Genomic DNA, 18,634 nt, shown 5'->3' with positions numbered 1-18,634 from the left:
CACCGCAGGAAGGACCGCCATGACAGCTCCCGGACCGGGCCCCGACGAACCGTCGCCCGCCGTTCCCCCGCCGGCCCCCGAGCCGGTGCCCGAGCGGATCCTGGCCGCCGCCAGGGCCGCGCCGGGCCAGTGGATCGGGCTGGTCGACCCGCACTGGCAGGGCGAGGGGGAGCCGCCGGACTGGGCGGTGATCGGCCGCTGGCGCGCGGGCGAGGACGGCTCCGTCGAGGAGTTCGCGCCGAACGAGGAGTACCGTCCGTCGCCGCTGGCCCTCGACTGGCCCGCGCCGACCGACCCGGTCGACGCCGCCGTCCGGCTGGCCGCGACCGGGTACGGGCCGAGCGGCGAGGTGTACCGCGAACTCGCCTCGGCCCGGGTCGCCGTGCTGCTGGACGACTCCGGCAGCATCGGAGGCTTCGGACTGCCGGACGGCGAACCGGCCGTGGCGGTGTTCTCCGCACGGTCCTGGCTGGAGGCCGCAGGCAGCCCCGCACATGCCGTGGTCGCCCCCGGCACGCTGCTGGAGCGGCTGCCCCCCGGCCTCGGGATCGTCGTCAACCCGGGGGCCCCGGCCGCGATGCGGCTGGAGCCCGGCGGCCTGTGGGAGGCCCTGGAGGACCGGGACCGGGCCGACCACCGGGGCGGCCCGCTCCGCCCGTTCGGCTGACGTCGCGCCGCTCCTGCTCCGGCTCCCGCGCCGCTCCGTACCAGGGCGGACGGCCGCGGGCCCGCCACCGGGGACGGTGACGGGCCCGCGGATCCGCGTCCGGCTCAGCCGGCCAGGCCGCGCAGGCGGTGGTAGACGCCGCAGGCCTGGAGGGCGAGCGGCAGCAGGGACAGCGCGCTGAGGGTGTGCAGGATGTCGGCGGCGCGGCCCCAGTAGGGGAGCAGGCGGCGGCCGGGGACGGTCCAGGCGGCGACGAGGAGGGCGGCGGTGAGGGTCAGCAGGACGGCCACGAGCAGCAGCCGGTCCGTGGTGGTGGCTCCGGTGGCGGCGCGGGCGAGCAGCACCAGGCCGCCGAGGACGCCGGGCAGCAGGACGGCCAGGCGCTGGCGGGTGCTGCCGACGGCCCGTCCGTGCAGCAGGAGCAGCAGGCTCAGCGCGCCGGCCTCGGCGGGGCCGGCCCAGCCGTCGGCGAACGGCAGGACCACCAGGCAGGCGGCGCTGACGGCGCCGATCGCGGTGTGCAGGGCCATCAGGTAGTCGTCGGCGACCAGGGCGCTGGGGAGCACGGCGGCGGCCGGGACCGGGTCGATGTTCTCCTGGAGCTCCTCCGCGTTGCGCGGCAGCATCGGCAGCCGCAGTCCGGACAGCCGGAAGGCCAGCGAGGGCACGAAGGCGCCGACCAGGACGGCCGCCACCGCGACGACCGCGACCAGCTGGGCGAGCGTCAGCCCGGCGAGCACCAGCACCCCCGACAGCACCCCGAGCAGCGCCACCAGCGCCACCCCGAGGAACAGCGGCGCCGCCGCGCCGACCGCCGCCAGGGCCAGCACCGCCGCCCCGGCCCCGGCCGAGGAGGCCGACAGGATCCGGGCACCGAGCAGCTCACCGTCGTCCGGCCCGTTCGGCAGCAGCAGGGCGGCGAGCGCCAGGTACGGCACGGCGGCGGCGCCCAGCGCGGCCCCCGCGCCCGCGTCGGACATCGCCCGCGAGGCGCTGGCCGCGCCGAGCAGCAGCAGGACGGCGACCGCCGCGGCGGCGGCCTGGCGCGGGGCGGCGGCGCCGGGCAGCGCGAGCAGCACCCACCCGGCCGCCAGCGCGGCCAGCGCCAGGGCCAGGGCGAGGACGCGGGTGAGTGCGGGGCGCCAGGTGTCGCCGCGCTCCTCCATGCCGGTGGCGACGCCGTCCACCAGGTCGTCGAAGTGCACGGTCGGCAGTGCCTCGTGACGGGCCCGCAGGTACAGCGCGTCGCCGTCGTGCAGGCCGAGCGCCTCGGGGGTGCGCTCCTCGTCCAGCGGCTCCTCGCCGAGCCGCTGGAGCACCCAGCCGCCGTGCTCCAGGCCCTCCTCGGCCAGTTCGGGGCCGGCGTGCCCGAGGACGGCGGGCAGCAGGTCGGCCAGCGGCACGTCGGCGGGGACGGCCAGCTCGAAGGCCGTCCCCGGTGCGTGGAACCTCAATCGGCACAGTCCTGCCACGACACTGCTGCTCACGCCGGTCCTCCGGTTCGGTGGGGTGGTGCTTTCTACGCCCGGATGAACGGCCTGCCCGGCGCGCCGCGTTCAACCGCCGTCGTGAACCCGGGGACCGGCGCCGTCCGTGGGTGTGAACGGGACGGGCGCCGCGGTGGGGAGCCGCAGGTGCGGCGCCCGTCCTCCCCGAGCAGCCCGGGACGGTGAGCAGCCCGTCCCAGTGAGGAGCCCTGTGTGAGCGTGGAGCTGATCAACCGGACGCCCCGGCGTCCGGGGCCCGAGATGCCGGACGGCGAGATCCAGCTCCAGGAGCCGCCGGGCCTGCCGGAGAAGCAGAGCGGCATGGCGAGCGTGATCGCCATGGCCCCGATGGCACTCGGCTCGCTGTCGATGGTGTTCATGTTCCTGCACCCCGGCGGGGGCGACGGCCGCAGCGGGATGCTCAGCTATGTCGCGATGGGCATGATGGCGCTGTCCGCCGTCGGCATGCTGGTCACCCAGCTGATCCGCGGCTCCAGCGACCGCAAGCAGCAGCTGCGCGCCGAGCGCCGCGACTACCTGCGCTACCTCTCCCAGATGCGCCGCCAGGTGCGCCGCTCGATCGACGCCCAGCGCAAGGCCCTGGCCTGGCGGCACCCGGAGCCGACCGAACTGGGGGCACTGGTCGGTACCACCCGGCTGTGGGAGCGGCGGGCCGCCCACCCCGACTTCAGCGACGTCCGGATCGCACTCGGCGCCCAGCGCCTGGCCACCCCGCTCGCACCGCTGGCCACCAAGCCGGTGGAGGACCTGGAGCCGCTCTGCGCCCACGCGCTGCGCCGCTTCATCCACGCCTACGGCACCCTCGCCGACCAGCCGATGGCGATCCACCTGCGCGGCTTCGCCCACCTGCTGCTGCGCTCGGACGACCCCGAGGCCGCCCGTTCGCTGGTGCGGGCCGTACTCGCCCAGCTCGCCGTGGTGCACGGCCCGGACGAGCTGCGGGTCGCCGTCGTCACCGACACCGAGCGGCGGCCCGCGTGGGAGTGGGCCAAGTGGCTGCCGCACGCCCTGCACCCCACCGACACCGACGGCGCGGGCCCGGTCCGGCTGGTCGCCGGCAGCCTCGGCGAGGTCGAGCAGCTGCTCGGCGAGGAGTTCACCGGCCGTCCCGGCTTCGAGCCCGACGCCGTCCCCGACCGGGACGAGCCGTTCACCGTCCTGGTGCTGGACGGTCCCGGCGCGCACTCCGGCAGCCGTGCCGCGCTGACCGGCTACCGCAACGCCGTCCTGATCGACCTCTGCGACTCCCTGGAGTGGCGCGCGGCCCGGACCACCCTGCGGCTGCGGATCGAGGAGGGCCGGCTCACCATGGTCGGCGCCGACCGCAACCGCAAGGACGTGGTCACCGACCTCGGCCGACCCGACGCGCTCCCCCTGCCCGCGACGACCCGGCTGGCCGCCCGGCTCGCCCGCTACCGGATCGCCGACGGCGTCGACGCCGCCGAGCCGCTCGCCACCGACTTCGACCTGACCGCCCTGCTCGGCATCCCCGACCTGCACGCCCACGACGTCGAGGCGCTCTGGGCCCAGCGCGGCATCCCCCAGCGGCTGCGCGTGCCGCTGGGCCTCGGCCCGGACGGCCGGCCCGTCGACCTGGACCTCAAGGAGTCCGCGCAGGGCGGCATGGGCCCGCACGGCATGCTGATCGGCGCCACCGGCTCCGGCAAGTCCGAGCTGCTGCGCACCCTGGTGCTGGCGCTCGCCGTCACCCACTCCTCCGAGGTGCTCAACTTCGTCCTGGTCGACTTCAAGGGCGGCGCGACCTTCCTCGGCCTGGACACCCTGCCGCACACCTCCGCCGTGATCACCAACCTGGCCGACGAGGCCGCGCTGGTGGACCGCATGCGCGACGCCCTGCACGGCGAACTCGTCCGCCGCCAGGAGGTGCTGCGCGAGGCCGGCTACGCCTCGCTGCTGGACTACGAGACCGCGCGCGCCGCCGGCACCGTGCTGCGGCCGCTGCCCACGCTCTTCGTGGTGGTCGACGAGTTCAGCGAACTGCTGTCCGCGCACCGGGACTTCATGGAGCTGTTCATCATGATCGGCCGACTCGGCCGCTCGCTCGGCGTGCACCTGCTGCTGGCCTCGCAGCGGCTCGACGAGGGCCGGATGAGCGCGCTGGAGTCCCACCTGTCCTACCGGATCGGCCTGCGGACCTTCTCCGCCATGGAGAGCCGCGGCGTGCTCGGCGTCCCGGACGCCTACCAGCTGCCCTCCCAGCCCGGCAACGGCTTCCTGCGCAGCGACATCTCCACCCTCACCCGGTTCAAGGCCGCCTACGTCTCCGGCCCGTACCGCCCCAAGCGCCGCGCCGCCCAGCAGGCGGCCATCGCCGGCCAGGTCGTCGCGTACGGCACCGACTACGTGATGCCCCGGCAGCGGCCGGCGGCGGAGACCGAGCCCGCGGAGGAGCCGGCCTCGGCCGGCTCGCTGCTGGAGATCGCGGCCGACCGTCTGCGCGACGCCGGTCCGCCCGCCCACCGGGTCTGGCTGCCGCCGCTGGACGTCCCGCCCACCCTCGACGAGCTGCTGCCGCCGCTGGTCCCGCACCCCGAGCGCGGCCTCACCACCGAGGACGAGACCCGTCACGGTGCCCTCGACCTGCCGGTCGGCGTGGTCGACCGCCCCTTCCACCAGCTGCGCGACATGCTCGTCGCCGACCTCTCCGGCGCCGGTGGCCACATCGGCATCGCCGGTGCCCCGCAGAGCGGCAAGAGCACCCTGCTGCGCACCCTGATCACCGGCCTGGCACTCACCCACACCCCACGTGAAGTCCAGTTCTACTGCCTGGACTTCGGCGGCGGCACGCTGTCCGCGCTGCGCGGCCTGCCGCACGTCGGCGGGGTCACCGGCCGGCACGACGGCGAGCGGGTGCTGCGGACCGTGGCCGAGGTCAACGGGATCATCACCCGCCGGGAGCAGTACTTCGCCGAGCTGGGCATCGACTCCGTCGCGGCCTTCCGCCGCCGCCGGGCCGCGGGCGGACTGCCCGACGAGGCCCACGGCGACGTCTTCCTGGTGGTCGACGGCTGGAACACCCTGCGCCAGGAGTTCAACGACCTGGTGCAGCCGCTCACCCTGATGTCCCAGCGCGGCCTCAACTACGGCGTCCACCTGGTCATCGGCACCACCCGGTGGGGCGAGATCACCGGCGGTCTGCGCGACCAGCTCCAGACCCGCTTCGAGCTGCGCCTCGGCGACTCCGTCGACTCCATGATCAACATGCGGGCCGCCGCCAAGGTGCCCAAGCTGCCCGGCCGCGGCCTCACCGACGAGCAGCTGCACTTCCTCTCCGCCCTGCCCAGGATCGACGGCTCCGGGCGCACCGACGACCTCGGCGAGGGCGTCGCCGACCTGGTCGACGCGGTCGCCGCGCACTGGACCGGGTCGCGCGCCCCCGAGGTCCGGATGCTCCCGCTCACCCTGGACGCGGCCCGGCTGCCCGCCCCCGAGGGCCGGCTGCGGGTGCCGATCGGCCTGGAGGAGACCGAGGTCTCGCCGCTCTGGCACGACTTCGAGGAGAGCCCGCACCTGCTGGTCGTCGGCGACAGCGAAGCCGGCAAGACCAACCTGCTGCGGCTGATGATCAAGGCCATCACCACCGCCTACACCCCGGCGGAGGCGAGGATCATGCTCGTCGACTACCGGCGCGGCCTGTACGACGCGGTGCCCGAGGAGTACCGCCTCGGCTACGCGGTGGCCGTCGACAAGCTCCGCCAGATCGTGGACGGCGCGTCCCGGGCGATGAAGAACCGGATCCCGCCCGCCGACATCACCCCCGCCCGGCTGCGGCTGCGTGACTGGTGGACCGGCCCCGAGCTCTTCGTCCTCGTCGACGACTACGACCTGGTCGGCTCCAGCAGTGGTGCCCACCCCTTCGCCGCCCTGCTGGAGGACCTCTCCCAGGGCGCCGAGATCGGCCTCCACCTGGTCGTCGCCCGCGGCGCCAACGGCATCGGCCGGTCGCTCGGCGACCCGCTGATCCGCAAGCTCCAGGAGGTCAACTCGCCCACCCTGCTGATGTCCTGCCCGCCGTCCGAGGGCTACCTGTTCGGCAACCTCAAGCCCCGCCAGTACCCGGCCGGCCGCGGCCTGTACATCACCCGGCGGCGGTCCGTGCTGGTGCAGACCGCGCAGCTGGCGGAGGAAGAGTGATGGGTGCCGCGACGCTGCGGGCGCTCGGCCCGCACTACGTGATCGCCCCGCCCGGCGCGGAGGCGGACGGACTGGCCGAGGCGCTGGCGCCGGTGCGGGCGGAGCCGCGGGCGCTGCTGCTGCTCGCCGCCGCCGCGGACGCGGCGCCCGTCCTGCTCGGCTCGCTGGACGAACTCGCCCGAGCGGCGCGTGAGCGTGACGCCGAGGTGCTGGTGCTGGCCGCCTCCGGGCTGGCGGCGGTCGGCCCGGACGGCCGGCGGCCCGCCGAACTGCTCGCCCGGCGCAGCGGGTTGACGGTCGTCGCGCCGGACACCGTGGTCAGCGTCGAGGCGGACGGCACCCTGCCGGCCGTGGACGGGACGTGGTGGCGCTGCCGTCCCGGCGGGGGAGCGGAGCCGCTCGGCGGCCGCTGGCCCGCCGCCGCGACCGTCACCCCGCTGGCCGACGGGGCGTACTGGGTGACCGAGGCGGCGGTCGGGCCGGTCCGGCCCGCCGTGCTGGACCGGGCCGTCGCGCCGGCGGACGGCCTGCTGCTGGTCATCGGCGAGCCGGCCGGGCCGCTGCCCAGCGGAGCCCAACTGGCCGATGCGGCATCCCTGTTGCAGGAGACGGCCGGGCGGGGGGAGCGCCTCGTGCTGAGCGCGCCGTGGGCCGCTCCGGTCGAACTCATCGAACTGGCGGCGGTGCTGGCCGCCTCGCTCGGGCAGGAGGTGCGGGCCGCGGTCGGCGTGCCGGTCGGCACGGCGGGGGCGTCCGGTTTCGGCGCGCGGCACGTCCACCCGGCGGCGGACGGCGGCGAGGGCTGGGAACCGTACCTCACCGAACTGGTCGCCCGCCCGCGCGAGCGCACCGTCACCGCCGTGGGCTGGCGCACCCGCCCCGACCTGCCCGCCGCCCCCGGCGCGGCGCGCTACCCGGCCTTCCCTGGCTGGGAGTTGGAGGCGGTGGCGGCCGGCCTGTGGCTGCGCCCGGCCGCCACCCCGGACCGCGGGCCCCGGCTGCGCCGGCCGGACCCGGCGCAGCCGGTGCTGGTCGTGGGCACGCCGGGCCGGCCGGTGCCGGAGACGGTCTGGGACCACCTCGGTGCGGTGCTGGGCGCGCTGCCGCCCGGGCCGGCACGGCTCGCGCTCGCGGTGGCGGGGGCGCTGGACGTGGGGTCGGCGGCGGTGGGGCGGTTCTGCGCGCGGCTGTACGGGCTTGACTGGGTCGGGGCGGAGGCGGTGGGCGAGGTTGCGTCGGTGGCCGAGGCTGTGGTGGGGCCGGAGGCGGTGGTGGTTTCCGAGCCCGAGCCGATGGTCATACCCGAGCCTGAGCCTGAGCCTGAGCCGGTGGCGGTTCCGGAGGCCGAGCCCGAGCCCGAACCCGTGACGGTTCCGGAGCCCGCCGCGATGGTGGCGACGTCGGGCGGTGCGTTCGTGGCGGAGGCTCCACTGGAGGTCGACGAAGGGCCAATGTTGGTCCCTGAGGCCGTCCCGGAGGAGCCCGCGGCTGAGGAGCCGGTCACCGAGCCCGACCCGGTCACCGAGCCCGACCCGGTTCCTGAGCCCGAGCCGGAGCCGGTTCCCGCCCCCGAGCCTGCGCCGGTCCCGGAACCCGAGCCGGTCCCCGAGCCCGTGGTGCCCGCCGTCACGCCCCCGTCCCTGTCCCCGGCACCGCCGGTGCCCACCACGCCCTCCACCCCCGCCGCGGACGGCGCGGCCCTGGCCGCCCAGCTCGGCCCCGCCTACCAGCGCCTGGCGCGGCGGGCCGAGGACGTCGCCACCCGGCTGCCCGCCCTGCGAGCCCGGGCGGAGGAGGGCGGACAGGGCCCCGAACTGGTCGCCGTCCTGCTGCAGCACGGCGACCCCGGCCCGCTGGCCCCGCGCGCCGAGCTGCTCGCGGCGGCCCGGTCCGGCGCGCCCGGCCCCTACGGTCCGTACCTGCGTTGCCTGGCCGCCGGGCTGCGGCGGCTGCCCAGCCACTACGGCGGCGTGCTGGTCGCCGGCCCGGCGCAGGCCTGCGACCTCGCCGCGTACGCCCCGGGCACGGTGCTGACCGAGCCGGCCCCGGTGACCGGCCTGGCGGCGCCCGGGGTGGACCTGGGGGAGGACGTCGGGATCGAGTTCGCCATCTGGTCCGTCGGCGGCCGCCGCAGCTCGGCCTTCGGCGAGCCGGGCGACCAGCCGACGGTGATCTTCGCTCCGGGCACGGCGTTCGAGGTGGTCGAGGTCGAGCCGGCGGACCCGGACGGCGGCCGCCCGCCCCGGGTGCTGCTCCACGAGATCGGCGGCGTCCGCCCGGGCCCCGACCGGCTGCGCACCTGGCTCGCCCGCCGCGACGCCGTCGCCCCCGCCGACCGGATCCGCCCCGCCGACCCCGCCCGCTACACCCTCGCCCTCGGCGCCGACTCCGGCGCCGGGTGACCGTCGGGACGACGGATCCCGACGCCTCGTCGGTCGGTGCGCGCGGCGCGGCGAGGAGGCGGCGCGGCCCGGTGCGCTGGGGGGCATCCGCCAGTGCGCGCACTGGCAACCACCGTGACCACGACGGACGAGACTCCTCACGCGGAACGCTCCGTACGGAACGTCGAACGCTCCGTACGGAACACCGGACGTCGCAGGTAAACGGCAGGGAGGTCGTTGTGTCCTTGGTTCGTCAGCGTATGGTCCGCGGTTGGCGCGCGGTGCTGGCCGCGTTCGCCGGGGTGGTGCTGGTACTGGCCGGCACGCCCGGTCCGGCGCAGGCCGCGGAGACGGAGTGGATCAGTCTCGACGGAAACCAGTCACGGGTGCTGTCGGCGGTGTACTCGGTGACGATCGGCGGTGCCACGTACGACGTCGCCCGGGGCACGGACAACAACATCTGGTTCCGCTACAACGGCGGGAGCTGGCACCCCCTCGGCGGCGACAACGCGTCCCGGACCACATCGCCGCCGCGGATCATCGAGTACCCTCCGGGGCGCGCGATGGTCGTCATCCGAGGCCTGGACGGGGAGATCTGGTACAGCCAGGCGAACAACGGATCCCTGAACTTCTGGACGAACTGGGTCCGGCTCCCGGCCGGTGCCAACGCGATCGGCAGCCCGATCCTCACCATCAGCTCGGCCACCCGGGACCTCATGATCGAGGTGCCGAACACCTACCGGCGCATCAACATCACGTTCCTGAGGAACTACAACGGGACACTGACGGCCGACGGTTGGGGGGTGACCTCGCACGCGCTCCTCGGTACCAATGCCACGGACATCGAGGGTGACAGCCAGATCGCCGTCTACGGCACCCATTACTACGAGTCGGTGCTGCGCAGCTTCTTCACGGGAACCGACCACCGGGTGTGGCGCGAGACGACGAATCCCACGACCGGCGCGGTCCGGGACCTGTCCGAGGTGAACGGTGGTGCCGAGTGCGCCAGCGGCGTGGGGGCGGCGCGGCTCGGGAACCAGACCACCGTGGTCGGCCCCGGTCAGCCGGGCTACGCCGAGCAGCAGCGCGTCATGATCTCCTGCATCGGGAACGACGGGTACGTGTGGGAGAGCACGTCGAACGACGGCGGCAACACCTTCGACGGCTGGCGCCGCCCGGCCGGTGCGCTCGCCCCGTCGAACTCGACACCGGCGGTGTTCCCGACACCCCTGGGGTACCTCTCGTGGACGATCACGATCAGGTGGAACGGCGCCAGGAGCAGCCTGTTCCCCGACAACGCGGCGGTCTCGAAGCGCATCTGGTAGCTCTGCCGGAGGTCCTTCCGGGAGCACGGCCGGAAGGACCTCCGGCCGTGCTCCCGGTCGTGGTCACGGAACCCCGACGGCGGTCCGCCGCCCCCGGTGAACCCGGCGCCGCCGGCCGTCCGTCGGAGGGTACGTAGGGATGTGGCCGGCGGGAGGAGTGCGGGATGAGCGAGACGGTGCGGGGCGGGTTCCGGCTCGCGGCGGTGTTCGACGCGGTGGATCCGGTGACCGGGCCCGGGTTCGCGCCGGACCGGCCGCGGCTGGCGGCGGGGGCGGAGCGCGAGTCCGTCGCCCGGTACCTGCGGGCCGGGGCGGCGGTGCTGCTGACGCCGATGCTGATGGACGACGTGGTCGACCCGGGCCGGCGCGGCGTCGTGCCGATGGGCTTCCGCACCGACGGCCGGTGGGTCTGGACCGACACCGTCACGTACTACCTGGAGGAGTACGGGCTGGCGCCCGACCCCGAGCTGCTCGCGCACGTGCGCGAGCAGGGTGACGGGCCGTGGGAGGAGCCGTCGGCGGAGGTGCTGGAGCAGGCCGTCTCCTTCGTGCTGACCCCGCCGGAGGCGGCCGAGGAGCCGGTCTGGACGGTCGGGTCCTGAACCGCGCCGATGCGGCTGAACCGGTTCGGGCACGCCGTCCGTACCTCCCCACAGGAGTGTCGTCGAACGCAGGGGATGCATGGTGGGCGAGGAGCAGCGCGGCGAGCCGGAGCGGAGGTCGGGCGGCTTCCGGCTCCCGGCGGTGAACTGGGCGTTGGCGGCCGAGGCGGCGCCCGAGGAGGAGTCCGCGAGCGCCGCGACCGCGGTGCTCCCCGCGCCGCCGGCCGCCGGGCTGGGATCCGGGGCCACGGGCGGCGCGACGACGGGTTCGCGGACCGCGCCGCGGCCCGAGGCCGGGGCGGAGACCGAGGTCACGCCGGAGGCCGAATCCGAGTCCGGGGCGAAGCCGGAGGCCGGGGCGGGGATCGGCCCGGCGACCGTGCCGTCCCCCGCCGCGAACCGGTCCGCCTCGGCGGCCCCCGCGGGGCCCGAGGCGGTGGCGCTCGCCGCCGCCGCGGCCGCCGAGCCCGGCGGTGACGGTGCCGCGGACCCGGGGCCGCGTCCGGGCAAGGTCTCCCGTCCGATGATCGCCGCGGCCGTCGCCGTCGGCCTGGTGCTGGTCGGCACCTCCGTGGTGGTGACCCAGCTCGGCGGCAACGACCCCAAGCACGGGCCCGCGCAGGCCGACGTCCCGCCCGGTTACGGGCAGGGCGGCGACGGCGGCAGCGGTTACGTCCCCGGTTTCGACGCGCACGGCGGCAGCATCGATCCGGTGAACCCCACGCCCGACGGTCAGCCGGGCGCGGTGGTCCCGCCGGTCGACGGTTCGAGTTCACCGCCTCCGGGCGACCAGCCGGCCGCGGCCCCGAACGGGACCGGCGGCGCGGGCGCCGCCGTCCGGCCCGGCGGTGCGGCCAACCCCGCCGGGAGCGCCGGTGGTTCCCCCGGTGGGGTGGACCGGCCCCAGGGCGGTTCGGGCTCCGCCTCGGGCGGTTCGGGCGGTTCGAGCGGCTCCGGTGGTTCCGGCGGCGTGATCCCGGCCCCCAACCAGCCGGCCCCGAACCCGCCTGCCCCGAACCCGCCGGCGCCCCAGCAGCCCGCGCCCCCGGCCGCCAAACCGCCCGCACCGGTCACCATGGTCGCAGGCCCGTACTGCAAGCCCGGCGGCACGTACAAGGCCAACGGCTGGTTCGACCAGGGCGACAAGGGCTGGCGCACCAACTCCGGCGGCTACGGCGGCGACGGCTGCACCGGAAACTTCGTCTCGATGCCGATGTCCGGGGACGCGAACAAGGACGACAACAGCAACTCGGTGGTCTGGACCTTCACCGTGGACAAGGTCACCAGCTGCACCCTGTCCGTCTACATCCCGGCCAGCGGAGACGTGAAGCAGGTCGGCGGCAACCCGAGCTACTACACGGTGCAGAGCGGCGGTGGCCAGATCGGCTCGTTCTCCGTCAACCAGACGGCCAGTCGGGGCAGTTGGGTGAACCAGGGGCCCTTCACCTACCGCGGCCCGATCTCGCTGACGCTGCACAGCCGCGGCCTGGACTTCAAGGGCAGCACCGACACCTACGCCCACCACGCCGCCAGCGCCGTCCGGGCCACCTGCACGGCCTGACCCGCGCCCCGAGCCCACCGACCCGACCCACCGACCCGCACCACCGACCCGAACCACCGAACCCCACCGAACCACCGAACCACCGAACCCCACCGAACCACCGAACCACCGAACCACAACGTCCCACGACGAAGGGAACCCCAGGCAATGTCGCGCCCGGTGCTGACGGTCTGCGCGGAGCAGCGGGAGCCCGGCTCCTACCGCACGATCGGCGAAGCCCTCCAGGCTGCCCGCAGCGGCGCGGTGATCTCGGTCCGCCCCGGCCGGTACGACGAGAACCTGGTGCTCACCAAGGTGGTGAGCATCACCGCCGAGGACGTCCGGGGCAGCGTGCGGATCAGCCCGCGGCGCGGCTCGGTGGTCCAGGTGCTCACCGAGGCCGTCCAGCTCACCGGCCTGGTGCTCCAGGGGCAGGACGACGACCTGCCCGCCGTGGACGTCCCGCGCGGCCAACTCGCCATGCAGGACTGCGAGGTGATCGGCAACGCGTGGACCGCCGTGCTCACCCGCCAGCAGGGCGAACTCGCCATGCGCGGCAGCCGGGTGACCAACCCGGCCGGCGCCGGGCTGGTCGAGACCTCCACCGGTGCCAGCGTGATCGAGGACAGCGTCATCGAACACCTCGGCACCTCGGCCGTGGTGATCGGCGAGCGGGCCAACCCGACCGTACGGCGCTGCGTGCTGCGCGACGCGCGCGGCAACGGCCTGTGCGCCAACGGCGAGTCCCGCGGCCTGGTCGAGGACTGCGAGATCTCCGCCACCGACAAGCCCGCCGTCGCCCTGGAGGAGCAGAGCACCACCCGCCTGCTGCGCACCGAGGTCCGGGACAGCGCGCTCGGCGTCTTCGTCGGCTCCACCGCCCGGGTCGTCCTGGAGGACGTCACCGTCACCGCCGTGCGCGGCCACGGCTACGTCCTCACCAACGGCACCGACCCGCTGCTGCGCCGCTGCCGGGCCGTCCGCCCCCAGGGCCACGGCCTGCACATCGCCGGCCGGGCCCGGGGCACCCTGGAGGACTGCGAGGTCACCGCCCCCGCCCAGGCCGGCATCCACGTCGGCGAGTCGGCCGGGCCCAGCCTGGTGCGGGCGGTGGTGCGCGACGCCGGGACCGACGGCGTCGAACTCACCGGGGAGAGCGCCGCCGAGTTCGACCGGCTGGAGGTCCGCGACGCGGCCGGCGTCGGCATCGTGGTGCGCGAGGGCGCCAACCCGCTGCTGCGCCGCAGCACCGTCACCGCCGCCGGCGGCCACGGGATCGAGGCGCTGCACGACGGGCGCGGCCGACTGGAGGACGTCACCGTCATCGACGCCGGCCGGCACGGCGTGCGGATCGCCGACGGCGCCAACACCTACCTCGGCGGCAGCCTGGTGCGCGGCAGCGGATCCTGCGGGATCTCGGTCGGCCCCGAGGGCATCGCCACCCTGCGCGACGTCGAGTCCACCGACAACGCCCTCGACGGGGCGGGCGTCGAGGACGGCGGCGAACTGACCGCCACCCGCACCCGGCTGCGGACCAACCGGCGGCACGGGCTGCACCTGCTGCCCGGCGCCCGCGCCACCCTGACCTCCTGCCAGCTCGTCGACAACACCGTGGACGGGCTGCGCTCCGAGTCCACCGAGCCGGTCCGGCTCACCGACTGCGTGGCCGCCGAGAACCAGGGCGCCGGGCTGCGGCAGACCGAGCCGACCGAGCGCCTCGCGCTGGAGAACCTCGACAGCCGCGACAACCGCTCGCCGGACGCCCACGGCACCGCCGCCGTCGCCACCACCGAGCCCGGTGCCGTCCCCGCCGTCGACGGCGCGGACGCCCCGGCCGAGGGGACCGCCGGGCCCGGCTCGGCCCCCGCCGAACCGCAGGGCCCGCAGGCCGTCCTGCAGACCCTGGTCGGCCTGAAGGGCGTCAAGGAGCAGGTCGCCACCCTGGTCAACCTCAACAAGCTGGCCCGCCGCCGCGAACAGGCCGGGCTGCCCGCCCTGCCGATGAGCCGGCACCTCGTCTTCGCCGGCCCGCCCGGCACCGGCAAGACCACCGTCGCCCGGCTCTACGGCGCGATCCTCGCCGAGCTCGGCGTGCTGCGCAGCGGCCACCTGGTCGAGGTCGCCCGGGCCGACCTGGTCGCCTCGATCATCGGCGGGACGGCCCTGAAGACCACCGAGGTGGTCAAGGAGGCGCTCGGCGGGGTGCTGTTCATCGACGAGGCGTACACCCTGTCGGCGGGCTCCGGCGGCACCGGGCCGGACTTCGGCCGGGAGGCCATCGACACCCTGGTCAAGCTGATGGAGGACCACCGCGACGACCTGGTCGTGATCGTCGCCGGGTACGAGGCGGAGATCCGCGAGTTCCTGGCCTCCAACCCGGGCCTGGCCTCCCGGTTCAGCCGCACCGTCGAGTTCGCCAACTACAGCGACGACGAGCTCACCACGATCGTCGAGCACGCCGCCGGCGGCCACGGCTACGAACTCGCCGAGGGCACCCGCGAGGCACTCGCCGCGCACTTCGAGCGGATGCCCAAGGGCGCCGACTTCGGCAACGGCCGGGCCGCCCGCAAGGTGTTCGAGGAGATGGTCGACCGGCAGGCCTCCCGGCTCGCCGAGCTGGAGCACTTCGACAACGAGGCGCTCACCCGGCTGCTGCCCGCCGACGTCGGCGAGGAGGCCGCCGCGGCCGCCGCCGGCGAGGAACGGGCCGAGCAACCCGGCCTGCTCGACCGGCTGCGCGCCATGGTCGGCCTCGCCGCCGCCAAGGAGCAGGTCGAGGACCTGGTCAACCTGACCAAGCAGACCAGGCGCCGGATCGAGGCCGGACTGCCCGCCGCCACGATCAGCCACCACCTGGTGTTCTCCGGCCCGCCCGGCACCGGCAAGACCACCGTCGCCCGGCTCTACGGCGAACTCCTCGCCGAACTCGACGTGCTGCCCTCCGGCCAGCTGATCGAGACCGCCCGCGCCGACCTGGTCGGCCGCTACATCGGCCACACCGCCCAGCTCACCCGGGACGCCTTCGAACGCGCCCGCGGCGGCGTGCTGTTCATCGACGAGGCGTACACCCTGACGCCCCGCAACGGCTCCGGCGGGGACTTCGGCCAGGAGGCCGTCGACACCCTGATGAAGCTGATGGAGGACCACCGCGACGAGGTCGTGGTGATCGTGGCCGGTTACCAGGAGGAGATGCGCGGCTTCCTCGCCTCCAACCCCGGCCTGGCCTCCCGGTTCTCCCGGGAGATCACCTTCGACCACTACGCGGACGAGGAACTCGTCACCATCGTCCGGGTGCAGGCCGAGACCGCCGGCTACACCTGCGCTCCGGAGACCCTGGCCGCGCTCGGCACCCTGTTCGGCGCCGTCCCGCGCGACCGCTCCTTCGGCAACGGGCGGTTCGCCCGGCAGGTGCTGGAAGCGATGATCACCCGGCAGGCGGGCCGACTGTCCCGGCTCGACGTGGCGGACCTCGACGAGCTCAGCCTGCTGCTGCCGCAGGACATCCCGGTCGAGCGGATCGGCAGCTTCGCATGAGGACGGCGCCCCGGGCCCGGGCGGTGGCCGGGCTGCCGGCCGGTCGGCTGTCGGCTGGTCGGCTCACGTCCGTCGGCCGTTCGGCCGTCCGGCTCACGGCCGTCGGGCTGCTGACCGCCGGGACGCTGGCCTCCGGGCTGGTCCCGGCGGGCACCGCCGCCGCCGACGCCCCCGACGCCCTGCCCGGCGTCAGCCAGCAGCGGCGCGACGCGAGCGGACGGTCGGCCGGCTGCCTGCCGCCCTCCACCAAGGGCACCCAGCTCACCCCCTGGCCGCAGACCTTCCTGCGGCCCGAGCGGGTCTGGCCGCTCAGCCGCGGCGAGGGCGTCACCGTCGCCGTCCTCGGCTCCGGGGTCAAGGACGGCAGCGGCCTGCTGGCCGGCCGGCTCGACCTGGCCCCGCTGCCCGGCGGCCCCGACCCCGCCCAGGACTGCGTCGGCCACGGCACCTTCCTGGCCGGCCTGATCGCCGCCGACCAGCGCGAGGGAGCGGGCTTCGCCGGCCTGGCGCCGCGCGCCCGGATCCTCGCCGTCTCCGTCACCAACGACGCCGGAACCGCCTCGGCGGACCTGCTGGCCCAGGGCATCACCACCGCCGCCGACCGGGGCGCGCGGGTCATCGCGGTCGCCGTGGCGCTGCCCACCGGCACCGACGCCCTCGCCGCCGCGGTCCGTACGGCGCGCGCCAAGGGGGCGCTGGTCGTCGCCCCGGCCGCCCCCGACACCGCCCCGACCGACGCCTCCGGAACGGTCAAGCCCGGCCCGGCCTACCCCGCGGCCTACCCCGAAGTGCTCGCCGTCCGGGACCTCGCGCCCGGCGGCGCGCTCCCGGACGGCCCCTCGGCCGTCCCGGTCGGCGGCCGGATCGACCTGGCCGCCCCCGGCGACGCCGTCACCGGCCCCGGTCCGGCCCCCGGCGGCTACTACACCGGCGCGGGCCCCAGCTTCGCCACCGCCTTCGTGGCCGGCACCGCCGCCCTCGTCCTCGGCTACCGCCCCGACCTGACCGCCGACCAGCTGGCCCAGCGCCTGGAGACCACCGCCTACCGCGGCCCCGGCCCCCAGTACGGCCACGGCACCGTCGACCCCGTCGCCGCCGTCAGCCGCCTCGCCGCCCCCGCGGCCCCGGCCCCGCCCACCCCGGCGGCCGCCCCCACCATGCCCCCCGCCCCGCCCCCGAGCGACACCGGCACCCAGGCGAGCCTCATCGCGCTCTCCTCCCTCGCCGTCATCGCCCTGGTCGCGGCGGCCGGCGCCGTTGCCCCCCGGGCCCGCGCCCGAGGCTGGCGCCCGGGCCGGGCGGAGGAGAGCTGACGGGGCGCCGCTCCCACGCCCGGCCCCGTCCGGCGTGGTGGCCCGCCCACCGGCTTCGCGGCTCCGAGGCTCACCAGCCCCACCGCAGAGCGGAGTTCGGCAGGCCGGCCTATGCCCCTGCCTGCCGGTAGAGCGTCACCAGGACGCCGTGCACCGGCTCGCCCTCCGGATCCTCCTCCGTCTCGTCGACCAGTGCGGCCAGCGCCTCGGCGAGCCGCGCCGCCTTGGCCGGGCTGAGCCGGAGGTGGCGCAGTGACAGGAGGTGGTCGGCGGGCGAGCGGTCCAACTCCTGGGCGACGGCGCCGAGCAGCGCGGCGGTGCCCTCGGCCTGCGGTTCGGCGACGAGGAGCCGCTCGGTGGTCCGCCGGTAGTACTTCTCGGTGCCGCCGCGCACCCGCCGCGTTCCCGCGTCCTGGACCAGTCCCGCCTCGCACAGCACCCTCAGGTGGTGGGAGACGCTGCCCTTGTTCACCCCCAGCTGCGCGGCGAGCCGACTGATCGTCGACGGACGGCCGCCCAGGGCGAACAGCAGGCGCTGGCGCAGGGGGTGGGCGAGTGCGGTGTGCTGCGGGGACGTGTCGATCTGCTGGACGGTCTCGTCTGGTCGGTGGCTCACCCGATCAAGCGTTAAGTACGTTTGACGCTTTGGCAAGCCGCTGGTCTACTCCCTCCCATGACCTCCACCACATCGCCGTCCGCGCTGGACACCGCCGCCGTCGTCGAGTCGATCGCCGACCTGGTCGCCGAGAACTACGTCTTCCCCGATGTCGCCCGGGAGTTGGCGGCCCTGCTGCGGAGCCGCAGCGCCGGGGGCGGCTACGGGGCCGGATCCGCCGAGGAGTTGGCCGAAGCGGTCACCGCGGACCTGCGGTCCGTCAACGGCGACCTGCACCTGGCCCTCAAGCACCACGAGGCGCCGGTGCCGACCGAGCGGGGCGCGGCGGTACTCGCCGCGATGCGCAGGGACTTCGAGGCCTCCCTGGGCGGCGTGCCGCGCGTGGAACTCCTTGACCGTGGCGTCGCGGTGCTGGAGATCGGACCCAAGATGTTCCCGCTGGACTGGGCGGCGCAACCGCTGGCCGCGGCGCTCTCCCTGGTGGCCCCTGCCCGCGCCCTCATCCTGGACCTGCGCCGCAACACCGGTGGCGACCCGGGCACGGTCGCCTTCGTCTGCGGCTACCTGCTCGACGGCCGCACCCACCTCAACACCCTGCTCTCCCGGCAGGGCCAGGTGGCCGAGCAGTCCTGGACGCCCCCGTTCGTGCCGGGCGCCCGCTTCGGCGGCGGCAAGCCGCTCTACGTGCTGACGAGCGGGAACACCTTCTCCGCGGGCGAGGAACTCGCCTACGACCTGCAGCAGCTCGGGCGCGCCGAGATCGTGGGGGAGGCCACCCGGGGCGGTGCGCACCCGCGCGAGGGCTGGACGGTGCACCCGCACCTGGAGCTCAGCGTGCCCGTCGCCCGCGCGGTCAACCCGGTCTCCGGCACCAACTGGGAGGGCACCGGCGTCCAGCCCGACGTGCGGTGCGACGCCGCCGCGGCGCTCGACCGCGCGCTGTCCCTGGCCGTGGCGCGCCTGGCCTGAGCCCCGGCCGCCCGTCGTCGCTCC

The 18,634-nt window shown here is 75.7% G+C and carries 11 protein-coding genes; 9 read left to right on the top strand and 2 right to left on the bottom strand.

The window, feature by feature from the left end; all coding sequences use genetic code 11:
• Positions 1–19: 19 nt before the first annotated feature.
• Positions 20–667 carry a type VII secretion system-associated protein gene (locus tag ACIQI7_RS03155; RefSeq protein WP_401104430.1) on the top strand — a complete coding sequence of 216 codons (648 nt, stop codon included), beginning with the start codon at positions 20–22 and terminating at the stop codon, positions 665–667.
• A gap of 104 nt (positions 668–771) precedes the next feature.
• Here the strand turns inward: ACIQI7_RS03155 and eccD are convergent, their stop codons facing one another.
• Complete coding sequence (gene eccD / locus ACIQI7_RS03150; RefSeq protein WP_401104427.1) at positions 772–2,121, bottom strand: type VII secretion integral membrane protein EccD; 1,350 nt, start codon at positions 2,119–2,121, stop codon at positions 772–774.
• 294 nt (positions 2,122–2,415) lie between these two features.
• Here eccD and eccCa point away from each other — a divergent pair, with 294 nt between their 5' ends.
• The 7 genes from eccCa (at position 2,416) to ACIQI7_RS03115 (ending at position 17,025) form a co-directional block, all read left to right on the top strand.
• The gene (eccCa, locus tag ACIQI7_RS03145; protein WP_401104574.1) at positions 2,416–6,330 is read left to right on the top strand and encodes a type VII secretion protein EccCa; all 3,915 of its coding nucleotides are present in this window, start codon (positions 2,416–2,418) and stop codon (positions 6,328–6,330) included.
• Entirely contained in the window at positions 6,330–8,732 is a 2,403-nt protein-coding gene (locus tag ACIQI7_RS03140; RefSeq protein ID WP_401104424.1) for a hypothetical protein, read from the top strand. Before eccCa ends, ACIQI7_RS03140 begins: the two co-directional genes overlap by 1 nt.
• A gap of 224 nt (positions 8,733–8,956) precedes the next feature.
• A complete protein-coding gene (locus tag ACIQI7_RS03135; protein ID WP_401104421.1) occupies positions 8,957–10,036 on the top strand; it encodes a hypothetical protein in 1,080 nt (359 codons plus the stop codon).
• Between the two features lie 164 nt (positions 10,037–10,200).
• On the top strand, positions 10,201–10,638 hold the full coding sequence (locus tag ACIQI7_RS03130; protein WP_401104418.1) for a hypothetical protein: 438 nt from the start codon (positions 10,201–10,203) through the stop codon (positions 10,636–10,638).
• 79 nt (positions 10,639–10,717) lie between these two features.
• Positions 10,718–12,199 carry a hypothetical protein gene (locus ACIQI7_RS03125; RefSeq protein ID WP_401104415.1) on the top strand — a complete coding sequence of 494 codons (1,482 nt, stop codon included), beginning with the start codon at positions 10,718–10,720 and terminating at the stop codon, positions 12,197–12,199.
• Between the two features lie 147 nt (positions 12,200–12,346).
• A complete protein-coding gene (locus tag ACIQI7_RS03120; protein WP_401104412.1) occupies positions 12,347–15,712 on the top strand; it encodes a right-handed parallel beta-helix repeat-containing protein in 3,366 nt (1,121 codons plus the stop codon).
• On the top strand, positions 15,709–17,025 hold the full coding sequence (locus tag ACIQI7_RS03115) for a S8 family serine peptidase (protein WP_401104410.1): 1,317 nt from the start codon (positions 15,709–15,711) through the stop codon (positions 17,023–17,025). The genes ACIQI7_RS03120 and ACIQI7_RS03115 overlap by 4 nt, the downstream gene beginning before the upstream one ends.
• Before the next feature lie 109 nt (positions 17,026–17,134).
• Here ACIQI7_RS03115 and ACIQI7_RS03110 read toward each other — a convergent pair whose 3' ends face one another.
• Positions 17,135–17,641: an ArsR/SmtB family transcription factor gene (locus ACIQI7_RS03110; protein ID WP_401104407.1), complete on the bottom strand. Its 507-nt coding sequence runs from the start codon at positions 17,639–17,641 to the stop codon at positions 17,135–17,137.
• A gap of 57 nt (positions 17,642–17,698) precedes the next feature.
• On the opposite strand from ACIQI7_RS03110, the gene ACIQI7_RS03105 reads away from it, so the two are divergent.
• A complete protein-coding gene (locus ACIQI7_RS03105) occupies positions 17,699–18,610 on the top strand; it encodes a S41 family peptidase (protein WP_401104404.1) in 912 nt (303 codons plus the stop codon).
• The last annotated feature ends 24 nt before the right edge of the window (positions 18,611–18,634 follow it).

This window comes from Kitasatospora sp. NPDC092039 (genome assembly GCF_044756065.1).
Taxonomy (GTDB): Bacteria; Actinomycetota; Actinomycetes; order Streptomycetales; family Streptomycetaceae; genus Kitasatospora.
The sequence above is the reverse complement of the archived record's forward strand: the minus strand, read 5'-3'. Positions and strand labels throughout refer to the sequence as shown.

Bases quoted from the DNA above. Each gene is read 5' to 3' on its own strand.
- ACIQI7_RS03125 (WP_401104415.1), top strand. From the start codon at position 10,718: ATGGTGGGCGAGGAGCAGCGCGGCGAGCCGGAGCGGAGGTCGGGCGGC.
- ACIQI7_RS03130 (WP_401104418.1), top strand. From the start codon at position 10,201: ATGAGCGAGACGGTGCGGGGCGGGTTCCGGCTCGCGGCGGTGTTCGAC.
- ACIQI7_RS03115 (WP_401104410.1), top strand. From the start codon at position 15,709: ATGAGGACGGCGCCCCGGGCCCGGGCGGTGGCCGGGCTGCCGGCCGGT.
- ACIQI7_RS03120 (WP_401104412.1), top strand. From the start codon at position 12,347: ATGTCGCGCCCGGTGCTGACGGTCTGCGCGGAGCAGCGGGAGCCCGGC.
- ACIQI7_RS03105 (WP_401104404.1), top strand. From the start codon at position 17,699: ATGACCTCCACCACATCGCCGTCCGCGCTGGACACCGCCGCCGTCGTC.
- ACIQI7_RS03155 (WP_401104430.1), top strand. From the start codon at position 20: ATGACAGCTCCCGGACCGGGCCCCGACGAACCGTCGCCCGCCGTTCCC.
- ACIQI7_RS03140 (WP_401104424.1), top strand. From the start codon at position 6,330: ATGGGTGCCGCGACGCTGCGGGCGCTCGGCCCGCACTACGTGATCGCC.
- eccCa (WP_401104574.1), top strand. From the start codon at position 2,416: ATGCCGGACGGCGAGATCCAGCTCCAGGAGCCGCCGGGCCTGCCGGAG.